This window comes from Vibrio sp. 10N.261.52.C2 (assembly GCF_041471425.1).
In the GTDB taxonomy this organism is placed as follows: Bacteria; Pseudomonadota; Gammaproteobacteria; order Enterobacterales; family Vibrionaceae; genus Vibrio; species Vibrio crassostreae_C.
Map to the genome: position 1 here is coordinate 81,806 of NZ_JBFROH010000032.1, position 10,326 is coordinate 92,131.

The 10,326-nt window shown below is 45.9% G+C and carries 7 protein-coding genes; 5 read left to right on the top strand and 2 right to left on the bottom strand.

Features of this window, described 5'->3' with window-relative positions; genetic code table 11:
- Window positions 1-176: 176 nt before the first annotated feature.
- The 3 genes from AB4307_RS12895 to AB4307_RS12905 all read left to right on the top strand — a co-directional run bounded on the left by AB4307_RS12895 (window position 177) and on the right by AB4307_RS12905 (window position 5,052).
- Window positions 177-2,186, top strand: coding sequence for an FAD-dependent oxidoreductase (locus tag AB4307_RS12895; protein WP_372050835.1), 2,010 nt, complete (start codon window positions 177-179; stop codon window positions 2,184-2,186).
- Between the two features lie 207 nt (window positions 2,187-2,393).
- Window positions 2,394-2,942, top strand: a complete 549-nt coding sequence (locus tag AB4307_RS12900) for an NAD(P)H nitroreductase (RefSeq protein ID WP_017059376.1) — start codon at window positions 2,394-2,396, stop codon at window positions 2,940-2,942.
- 115 nt (window positions 2,943-3,057) lie between these two features.
- Complete coding sequence (locus AB4307_RS12905; protein WP_372132031.1) at window positions 3,058-5,052, top strand: DNA topoisomerase III; 1,995 nt, start codon at window positions 3,058-3,060, stop codon at window positions 5,050-5,052.
- Between the two features lie 18 nt (window positions 5,053-5,070).
- Here the strand turns inward: AB4307_RS12905 and AB4307_RS12910 are convergent, their stop codons facing one another.
- Together AB4307_RS12910 and AB4307_RS12915 are read right to left on the bottom strand one after the other, a co-directional pair.
- On the bottom strand, window positions 5,071-6,102 hold the full coding sequence (locus tag AB4307_RS12910; RefSeq protein WP_136979096.1) for a DUF3080 domain-containing protein: 1,032 nt from the start codon (window positions 6,100-6,102) through the stop codon (window positions 5,071-5,073).
- On the bottom strand, window positions 6,080-6,766 hold the full coding sequence (locus tag AB4307_RS12915) for an SDR family oxidoreductase (RefSeq protein WP_136979094.1): 687 nt from the start codon (window positions 6,764-6,766) through the stop codon (window positions 6,080-6,082). The genes AB4307_RS12910 and AB4307_RS12915 overlap by 23 nt, the downstream gene beginning before the upstream one ends.
- Window positions 6,767-7,028: 262 nt before the next feature.
- Here AB4307_RS12915 and AB4307_RS12920 point away from each other — a divergent pair, with 262 nt between their 5' ends.
- Complete coding sequence (locus AB4307_RS12920) at window positions 7,029-7,949, top strand: histone deacetylase family protein (protein ID WP_136979093.1); 921 nt, start codon at window positions 7,029-7,031, stop codon at window positions 7,947-7,949.
- Between the two features lie 193 nt (window positions 7,950-8,142).
- Window positions 8,143-10,269 (top strand): methyl-accepting chemotaxis protein, encoded by a 2,127-nt coding sequence (locus AB4307_RS12925; RefSeq protein ID WP_136979091.1) that lies wholly within the window; start codon window positions 8,143-8,145, stop codon window positions 10,267-10,269.
- Window positions 10,270-10,326: the final 57 nt, after the last annotated feature.

Genomic DNA, 10,326 nt, shown 5'->3' on the forward strand with positions numbered 1-10,326 from the left:
ACACCAAGAATTGTTAATCGATATATATTCTCATTAAGTGTAGTCAAATTAAGGGCTTCTGAACGATTAATACGTGCAGCATTATGATCGGTGTTACAAAAATGTAAACGGTTGTTTGAACTTTTGGTAATTGAACTATACTGTGGTCAGACCACAAGGATAAAATAATAGAAGTGATGTCTGCCATGTACCCACATTTACTTGAACCACTCGATCTTGGATTTACCCAGTTACGTAACCGTGTATTGATGGGATCAATGCATACAGGTTTAGAAGAAAATAAAGAAGGTCTCCACAAACTCGCCGCGTTTTATGAAGAGCGAGCAAAAGGAGGCGTTGGCCTTATTGTTACCGGTGGTTTCTCTCCTAATTTACGTGGCAGATTAACCCCATTTAGTGCTGAATTCAGTAAAGTGAAGCATGCAAAAGCTCACCAAGTTGTTACCGAGGCCGTGCACAAGCATGGCGGTAAGATTGCCCTTCAGTTGCTGCATGCTGGCCGCTATGCCATGCACCCATTCGCGCAAAGTGCTTCGGGTATTAAAGCGCCAATCGCTAAGTTCGCACCGAGTGAGATGAGCCCTCGTCAGATCAAAAAGACCATCGGTGCCTTTGCCAATAGTGCAGAGCTAGCTCAGGTTGCTGGCTATGACGGTATTGAGATCATGGGCTCTGAAGGTTACTTGATTAACCAATTCATCTGTAAGCGTACCAACATGCGTTACGACGAATGGGGTGGTTCTTACGAGAAGCGTATGCGTTTCCCGCTAGAGATCGTTAAATCGATTCGCGAAGCTGTGGGTAAAGATTTCATTATTATTTTCCGATTGTCGATGCTTGATTTGGTTGAACAAGGCAGCACGTTTGAAGATGTTGTTCTTCTGGCTCAAAAGCTGGAAGAAGCCGGCGTTACCATTATCAATACCGGTATCGGTTGGCATGAAGCACGTGTTCCGACTATCGCGACGCAAGTACCACGAGGCGCATTCTCTTGGGTGACGGAAAAAGTGAAACCATACGTGTCGATCCCAGTGGTGACATGTAACCGAATTAATACGCCAGAAGAGGCCGAACGTATTCTTAGCTCTGGGCAGGCTGATATGGTGTCTATGGCGCGTCCATTCTTGGCAGACCCGGATTTTGTTAATAAAGCAGCTCAAGACCAAGCTCAGTTCATCAATACCTGTATCGGTTGTAACCAAGCTTGCCTTGATAACGTGTTTAAAGGTAAACGTGCGAGCTGTTTGGTGAACCCACGCGCTTGTTACGAGACTGAAATTGTTGTTCAGCCAGCGCAAGCGACTAAGACCATTGCGGTTGTCGGCGCAGGCCCAGCCGGTTTAGCCTGTGCAACGACTTTAGCTCAGCGTGGGCATAAGGTTGACTTGATTGAAAAAAATGACCGTATCGGCGGTCAGTTTAGATTGGCAATGCAGATTCCGGGTAAAGAAGAATTCAGAGAAACGATTCGCTACTTTGCTAACCAAATCGACGCATCAGGCGTGAACCTGAAACTGGATACTGAGGCAACGTTTGAGATGTTGTTGAAGTACGATGAAGTCGTGATGGCGGCTGGCGTAGAGCCAAGAAAGCTCGATATTGAGGGCATTGACCAAGAAAACGTGGTCGATTACCAAACCTTGATTCGCGAAAAGACACCAGTAGGCGAAAAGGTCGCGATTGTTGGTGCTGGTGGTATTGGTGTCGATGTGGCAACCATGCTGACAGAACCGACTTCACACAGCCTAGACGATTGGCTGCATGAGTGGGGCATCGATAAGAATATGGAACACCCAGGCGGACTTTACCCTTACCCTGATTCATTCAGCGATAAAACGGTGTGGGTGATGCAGCGTAAAGCGGGGCGCGTTGGTAAAGGTCCGGGCAAAACAACGGGCTGGATTCACAAACGCACGCTAGAGAAACGAGGTGTGAATCTACTGGGCGGTGTAAGCTACAACAAGATTGATGACCAAGGTCTGCATATCAGCGTTGGTAAGAAAGAGCAGGTGCTGGATGCTGACTCGGTTATCGTATGTGCAGGTCAGGTGTCAGTTCGTCCATTCGAAGACATGTGGCAAGAGTTTGGTGGTAAACTGCATGTGATAGGCGGCGCCGATTACGCGGGTGAATTGGATGCAGTACGCGCAATTCGTCAAGGTGTTGAGCTAGCGATTAAGTTATAGAATCAGCTATCAAACTGTAATCTTATCAGTAGATATTGTTACTTAATTTGCTGAGTTAGATTTTGAACAAGGCTCCTAAGTCATAGATTTAGGAGCCTTTATTGTTTCTAATCTAGCCTAAATGGACAGCCGTTGAGATTTATTATCGTTTGTATTCTGTGCTAAAGTTCAAGTATACAAATAATAAAGAAATAGTAAGGACTTCAAATGGATGCTTTGGATCTATTGCTCAACAGACGCTCAATCGCAAAACTCTCTGATCCGGCACCTGAAGGTGTGGCGTTAGAAAACATCATCAAAGCAGGGCTGCGTGCTCCAGACCACGGTGCACTAACACCATGGCGCTTTGTTATCGCGCAAGGTTCAGGCCTACAAAAGCTTTCAGACATCTTGGTGCGCGCCGCTGAAGCGGATGACAGCGAAGAAGCGGTTATCGAGAAAGTAAAAAAAGCGCCGTTCCGAGCTCCGATGGTGATTACTGTGATTGCCAAAGTAACTGAGCACGAGAAAGTGCCTGCTATCGAACAACATCTGTCTGCGGGTTGTGCTGCACAGGCGATGCAAATGGCCGCAGTCGCACAAGGTTTCCAAGGCTTTTGGCGCTCAGGTAAATGGATGTTCCACCCAGAAGTACACCAAGCATTTGGCCTAGAAGGCGACGATGAAATTGTTGGCTTCCTATACCTAGGCACTCCAGGCTGTACACCAATGAAAGTGCCAGAGCGCGACTTCTCTAAGTTCGTTGAGTTTTTATAAAGAAAGCTGAAGCTTGAATAGTGGAATGCTAACTGTATAAACAACCAGTTTTTCTTGATTTATTAGAGCCACATTAGATAATGTGGCTCTAATTGTTTGTAGCATCTGGAAAAACATGTCTCGCCTTATTATTGCTGAAAAACCAAGCCTCGGCCGCGCTATCGCCGCCGCACTACCGAATCCACAGAAGAAAGACCAAGGGTTTATCAAATGTGGTAATGGGGATGTGGTGACTTGGTGTATTGGACACTTGTTGGAGCAGGTTGAGCCAGACGCTTATGACGACCGTTATAAGAAATGGAACTTAGCCGATCTTCCTATCGTGCCAGAGCAATGGCAACTAAGACCTCGTAAGACGTCAAGCAAACAGCTCACGGTGATTCGAAAGCTATTGAAGGACGCGACCCAAATTGTTCATGCGGGTGACCCGGATAGAGAAGGGCAACTGCTAGTCGATGAAGTGATAGACTACTGCAAGGTATCCAAGGCCAAGAAAGAGTCGATGGACAGGCTGCTGATCAGCGATTTGAACTTACCAGCCGTGAAGCGTGCGCTCTCTCAAATGCGCAGTAACCGAGACTTTATTCCACTGTCTATTTCTGCTTTAGCACGCTCTAGAGCCGATTGGCTGTATGGCATGAACATGACCCGAGCTTACACCTTACTCGGTCAAAAGGCGGGTTACCAAGGCGTGTTGTCGGTAGGGCGAGTGCAAACGCCAGTACTTGGTTTGGTGGTAAGACGTGATGAAGAAATCGAGAATTTCATTCCTAAAGATTACTTCACTCTGCACGCTTTGATCCCTTATCAAAACAACGGCCAGAGCTTTGATATTCGAGCGCGTTGGAAACCAAGCGAAGCATGTAAACCATGGCAAGATGAAGAAGGCCGAGTGCTCAATCGAAAGCTGGTTGAGAACGTGGCTAACCGAATTGCGAATCAACCTGCAACCGTGACGGAATCAGAGCAAAAGCAAAGTAAACAAGCTGCGCCACTGCCTTACTCGCTGTCAGCACTGCAGATTGATGCGTCTAAGCGTTTTGGTATGAGTGCTCAGCAGGTTCTCGACACTTGTCAGTCGTTGTACGAGAAACACAAACTCATCACTTACCCGCGTTCTGACAGCCGCTACCTACCTAAAGATCATTACTCGCAAAGAGAGTCGGTCGTGGATGCTATCGCTAACAATGCGAAAGAGCTGCAAGGTGGTGCTCAAGGTGCGGATCTTTCTCTTAAATCCAAAGCATGGAACGACAGTAAGGTCGATGCTCACCACGCGATAATTCCTACTCCGAAAAAGTCATCGGTGAACGGCCTGTCTGCCAATGAGATGAAAATCTATCAGCAAATCGCTCGCCAGTATCTAATGCAGTTTTACCCACCTGCGGTTTTTGCTGATGCTAAGCTGGTCTTTGATATCGCTGGTGGCGTGTTCATCGCAAAAGGGCGTCAGCTTATCAACCCGGGTTGGAAGGTGTTGATGGGTAAAACGGATACCGAAGAAAAAGGGGATGGCACGGATACGGTTCCTCCATTGGATAAAGGTACGGTGTTGACGTGCCGTGAAGGCGTGATTGGTGATAAGAAAACTGAGCCACCAAAACACTTCACGGAAGCGACATTGCTTCAAGCGATGACAGGTATCGCGCGTTTTGTTGCGAACAAAGATCTCAAAGGCATTTTGAAAGAAACCGATGGCCTTGGCACAGAAGCAACCCGTGCGGGTATTCTAGATACTCTATTCAAAAGGCAGCTGCTAACGCGCCAAGGTAAGAGTATTCACAGTAGCCCTGCTGGCAGAGGCTTGATTCATGCCTTACCTGAGGATTCTACCTTCCCAGACATGACGGCACATTGGGAGCACCAGCTGCAAGGCATGGCAGAACGAAATCAAGCGTATCAGCCTTTCATGCAAGCGTTAGAAAGCAAGATTGATGGTTTAATGGGTAAAGTAAAAACGGGAGAAGTTCCTGAATCACTCCGCCACCTTCCTAAAGTCGAGAGACCTGCCTTCAAACGCCGTAAAGGCGGTGGGGCGAAGAAGTCTTACGCCAAGACAGGTACGTATGCTAAGAAAGGTACTTCCGCTAAAAAGAGCACTAAAAGCTAAGACTTATTGAGGTTAGGATTAGCGACCGACTTTACGGCCACAACGTTTAAACAGTTGCTGCCAATAGTCAACATGGCGACGAGTGGATGATCGAAAGGCTTGATGTGCATCTTGGATGGGAAAGTAATAACTGTGCAGTTCAGGTTGCGCGTCAAACATTCCTAGTTGCGGGGCTATGTGCTGATAGTAGCCATCCAGTTGCGCCATGTAAGGCTGAACCTTACCTATGTATTGTTGCTCGAACACATTGTTGAGATAGCGGAACTTAGTGGTGTCTCGTTGTTTACCACAGATGATCTTGTCATCAAAAGTTGTCAGCTGTTTGGTGATGGTATCAAGCTCAACTGACGCCCGAGCGAGCGAGTAGTATAAATCCCCAAGGGTCGAACTCTTCTCTAATACTTCTTGAACCTCAGTGGTTTTGCCGGAAACGAGCGATGTGTTTAACGCTTGATTGATGTGTTCTAACGCATCACTGGTTTGTCGTACCTGATCGCCTATATCAGCGCGTAACCACTGACTACCCCGCATTTGTGACTGCATAGCATCGCTGGCATAGATGAGATTCCATTGATGCAGTGGAAACTGTGCGAGTTTCTGTTGCTCAATTTCTCTTAGTAATTCTACGATCTCTGGGTCTAATTCATTACTGGATAAACATTTGCCCACGCCTTCAAGTAGCGCGACTTGATAATCGTAATTACGAAACTCATCCGCGACCTTGCCCAGAACCGAATTTCTTTCTGCAATCAGATTGAACAATCCACACTGACGAAGCTGGTAGCTGTCGATGAGGCCGATAGAGAGTGAGGGCACGTCAAGCAGCAGTTCTCGTTTTCTCGGTAGGCTTTCAAATTCCCATTCCTCTATTATCTCGTCAGCATCTTGTACTCTGGCTATCTTTGTTTGATAGTCGTCGTACAAGTCGCCGGGGCCATTACTGAAACAGCCAGTTAGCATCACTGTTAGACAAAACAGCGTTGAGTGCTTAACTAGGTTTGAGAGATGCCCTGCATTCATCTGTGGATTACCAGTCAATTTCGCTGCCATCGAAATTGAAGAAGTGACCACTCACTTCGGTATTCGCTGACTCGATGACTTCAATCAGGCCGGAAGCTGAAGTGTCGGTGTCGATCAGAGCATTAGGGCCACCCATTTCAGTCTGCACCCAACCTGGATGCAGTGCTAACACCGTAAAGCCATCATCGGTTAAGTCGTTGCTTAGGCTCTTCACCACGGAGTTTAGAGCGGCTTTAGAGGAGCGATAGATGTAACCGCCGCCTGAGGTGTTCTCTGACATACTGCCGACTCTAGAGGATAAACAAGCGACCTTTTTGATATCGCTGCCTTCTAGTAGAGGCAATAGCGTTTCGACAAGCTTTAGTGGAGCGATGGTGTTGACTTCGAATACACGACGCCACTCTTCAACATCGGTATTACCCAGCCCGTAGCCTTTAGGGCCATAGTAGCCAGCGTTGTTGATCAAGATATCAATCGACTCTATTTGCGAAGGGAGTTGGCTTACTGCTTGGTAATCGGTTATCTCTAATTGAATACAGGTAAGGTTGGTGTTGTGGTCTGCGAGTGAGAGCAGTTCTTTTGCTGAATTGTCATCACGATAAGTCGCGTACACCTTGTGATTACTTTCCAAGTATTGTCGAGTCAGGCTTAAGCCAATGCCGCGGTTCGCTCCAGTAATAAAAATAACGCTCATGGTGATTCCTTTTAAGTTCAATTAGTTAAGTTTGATGGCTTAACACGAGAAAATCAACGCTCCACCAACTGGCCATTAGCATTCCTACAAAAATCATTACTGCTGCCGCTGAGCCGCAGATCACCCCAAAGATGAGTATTACGTTTTTCATTATGGTCTCTACTTTATAATTAATAACAATGATAACCATTATCATTAATTAAGGTTGTCGCCAAGTTTGAGGCTGTTATGATTTTGAGAAAGATACGCAATTAGCCTGATTATGATTCCTTTAATTTACCACCCAATCTATTCACAGTTACCTTTACCAGAAGGTCATCGCTACCCAATCAACAAATATCAGTTGTTGCATAGTGCTGTTGAGGCGCTGATGAATAGCGAACCTCGATGGAAGTGCAAGTTTGAAGTGTGCCAACCAACGCCGGTTTCGGTTGAGCAAGTAAAACAGGTACATGATAGCGAATATGTTGATTTGCTCGTGTCTGGTAAGTTACCTGCAGCAAAGATGAGACGTATCGGTTTCCCGTGGAGCGAGCAACTTATCGAAAGAACACTCTACTCAAGTGGTGGAACCTGCTTGGCCGCTGAAATGGCAATAGAGACTGGTTTAGCGATTCATTTGAGTGGTGGTTATCATCATGCGCATCATGATTTTGGAAGTGGCTTTTGTTTGTTGAACGATTTGGTTTTAGCGGCAAAACACGCGCTGACCTTTGAACATATCGATAAAGTGCTGATCGTTGATAGCGACGTTCATCATGGTGATGGCACAGCAACTCTTTGCCAAGACAACGACGACATCATTACTCTGTCGTTCCACTGCGATAAAAACTTCCCTGCACGAAAGCCGCTATCCGATTTAGATGTGCCATTAAGTCGTGAAACAGAAGATGAAGAGTTCCTACGTTGTTTTGAACAAGTCACTAAGTTAGCGATTGCTCACCATCAACCTGATCTGATTATTTATGATGCGGGGATCGATATCCATCAAGACGATGAATTGGGTTATTTGAATGTCTCGACACAAGGGATATTTGAGCGCGACTGTTTCATGATTGAATTAGCGAAATCAGAGTCTGTTCCGATGGCCTGCGTAGTCGGTGGCGGATATCGAACTCAACATCAAGATTTGGTGCCGATTCACATGCAGCTGTTAAAAGCGGCTTATCATGTTTACGGTTAACCTCTCAAATTAGCGCCTGATAGCTCATTGAAATGATGGTGTGAAATAAGCGTATCTTGCACCATAAAAGACACGGTTGCACCATTGTGATTCATATAAAGTGCTTTTTTATTAATTAGTTACGTATTTGTGTGATTAATTGTGGTCTGTAAATTGCTTTACCCATGTGTCTATAAAAACACAAGGGATAAAAATGAACCTGACGGACAAGGAACGTAGTTGGCTTAATTGGTTTGGCGCAACAGGAAAACTGGCTATGCGCAGAGCTTGTTTCCTCAATCGAAGTAGGACGGAGGAGCTTGAACAAGCTTTTGAAAGTATTGCTCACACGCGAGTTCAACTTCTGCATAACTGGGTCAAGAATCAATGGGACTTTTTAGAAGACTCTGCTGTTTATTTGGCAAGTCGAACGGAAGAGCAAGCACAGGGGACGTTATCTAGCCTTCTTAAACGCAGTACGGATTTTTCTGAGTTGGCGATCGTCGATGCTAAGGGGATAGCACAAGCATCGAGTTATCATGAGCATGTAGGGGTTAACCTTGGAGACAAGAAGGCTTTAGTTGAAGGGGCTTCAAAGCGTTATCTGCATGGGCCGTATATGGATCAGCGCACGTTGAACGTAGGGGCTTCGAGTTCATCGTTTCATGACCAAGTAACGCTGATGTTTTATGTCCCCTTTTCTCGGGATGAAGGGGCGCCGCAATTCCTATGTGGTCGTGTTCCAAATGATGTTATTGGTGACATTATTCAAAGAGAAGCGGGGCATATTTATAGCGAGTCGGGTGATAACTATATCTTTATGGTCGACTCCATTCATGATCCTAATACTCAGCCGGGTGTTGCGCTCTCTCGTTCTCGCTTTGAAGATAATACCTTTTCACACGGCGAGAACTTAAAGCAAGGGATTCATACTGATTGGGGAACGGTTAAGATCCAGCACCACACCGAATTTGAGATTCGCTTTACAGACCCAGCCACTAATCAGCTTCACCCAGGCGTAAGAGAAACCATTAAAAATGGCAGTAACTTGTTTATTGGTTATCCGGGGTATTCTGACTATCGCCACATACCCGTTATTGGCAAAGGTATCACTTTTCAATTGGATGGTTCACCAGATACCTTTGGCATGATGTGTGAGTCCGATTTAGAAGAGGTCTACAGAGACCGAAGTCTAAGTTATACCTTATCTAAGCACTTTATCAGCTGCATGCTACTGCCTCTATTTGTTCCATTACTGTTTGCCAACCTTTATACACTCACACCTTTTATGCAGAGTGGCATTATGTTCGCTTGCGCGTTGCTTTCATTGGGCTTATTCCGTTTAGTTAGCGCCAAACCACTAGCGAAGAAGATTCATGAAATGACCGGGGTAATGCAGACCTTAGCTGAAGGTGATGGCAACTTAAGTCGGAGACTTGATCCCACCACATTCAGTCATAATGAACTTGGCAACTTAGGGCGCTGGACTAACAGTTTTATCGACAATTTAGATAACACGGTGAGTGAGTTGATCCATGCGAGTCACGAAGTTAGAGAGGTTTCGGAATCGATGTTTCGTCGCAGTGTCGTGATGAAGCAAACCAGTGATGATGCATCACAAGCGTTAAGCAATATGCTTCAGTTGAGTCAGTATCAACAGAGCGAAATTACTCATGCGAGTGTCTCAGCAACGCAAATGGACACGGTGATGAAACAAGCCGTCCTGAGCGCAGAGAAGGAGTACAATCAGTCCGTCGAAGGCATGGAGATTGTTCGCAATATCGTAGAAAGCTCGGCGCATAGCGTGAATGAGGTGAATAATGAAATGACTAAGGTGTCTGACATTATAGATATCATTACTGACATTACCGCGCAGACTAACCTTTTGGCCTTGAATGCGGCCATTGAGTCGGCAAGAGCAGGTGAACACGGGAGAGGGTTCTCTGTCGTCGCTTCTGAAGTAAGAACTCTGGCTGACCGAACTTCACAAGCTGCTAACCATATTAGTGACCTAATGAAAGAGCTGCATAGTAAGTCTCGCAGTGCTGTTGAGTCCATGGAGCGAGGTGTCGAGAATGTGAGTAAAGGAAACTTAACAGTCGACTCAAATGCTCGCAGTGAGCAAATTCAATCAGCGGTGAGTGACCTCTTTACCACGATGTCTAACTTAGATGAAAACAGTCAGAAAAATGGACAAACGGCAGATAAAGCCCAACGTTCAATATCTGACTTACAACTGTCTACTAAGCAACTCGCACGTCGAGTGTCCTTGATGGGCAATGCATTGAGCCGTTTAGACCAATTGATTGGGCGTTTTGAAGTGAGCCGAAAGGTGGCGTAGTGGAAAATACGTAAGTTCTTTACGCAAACGCCAGATACAAAAAAGCCGCTGATTTCT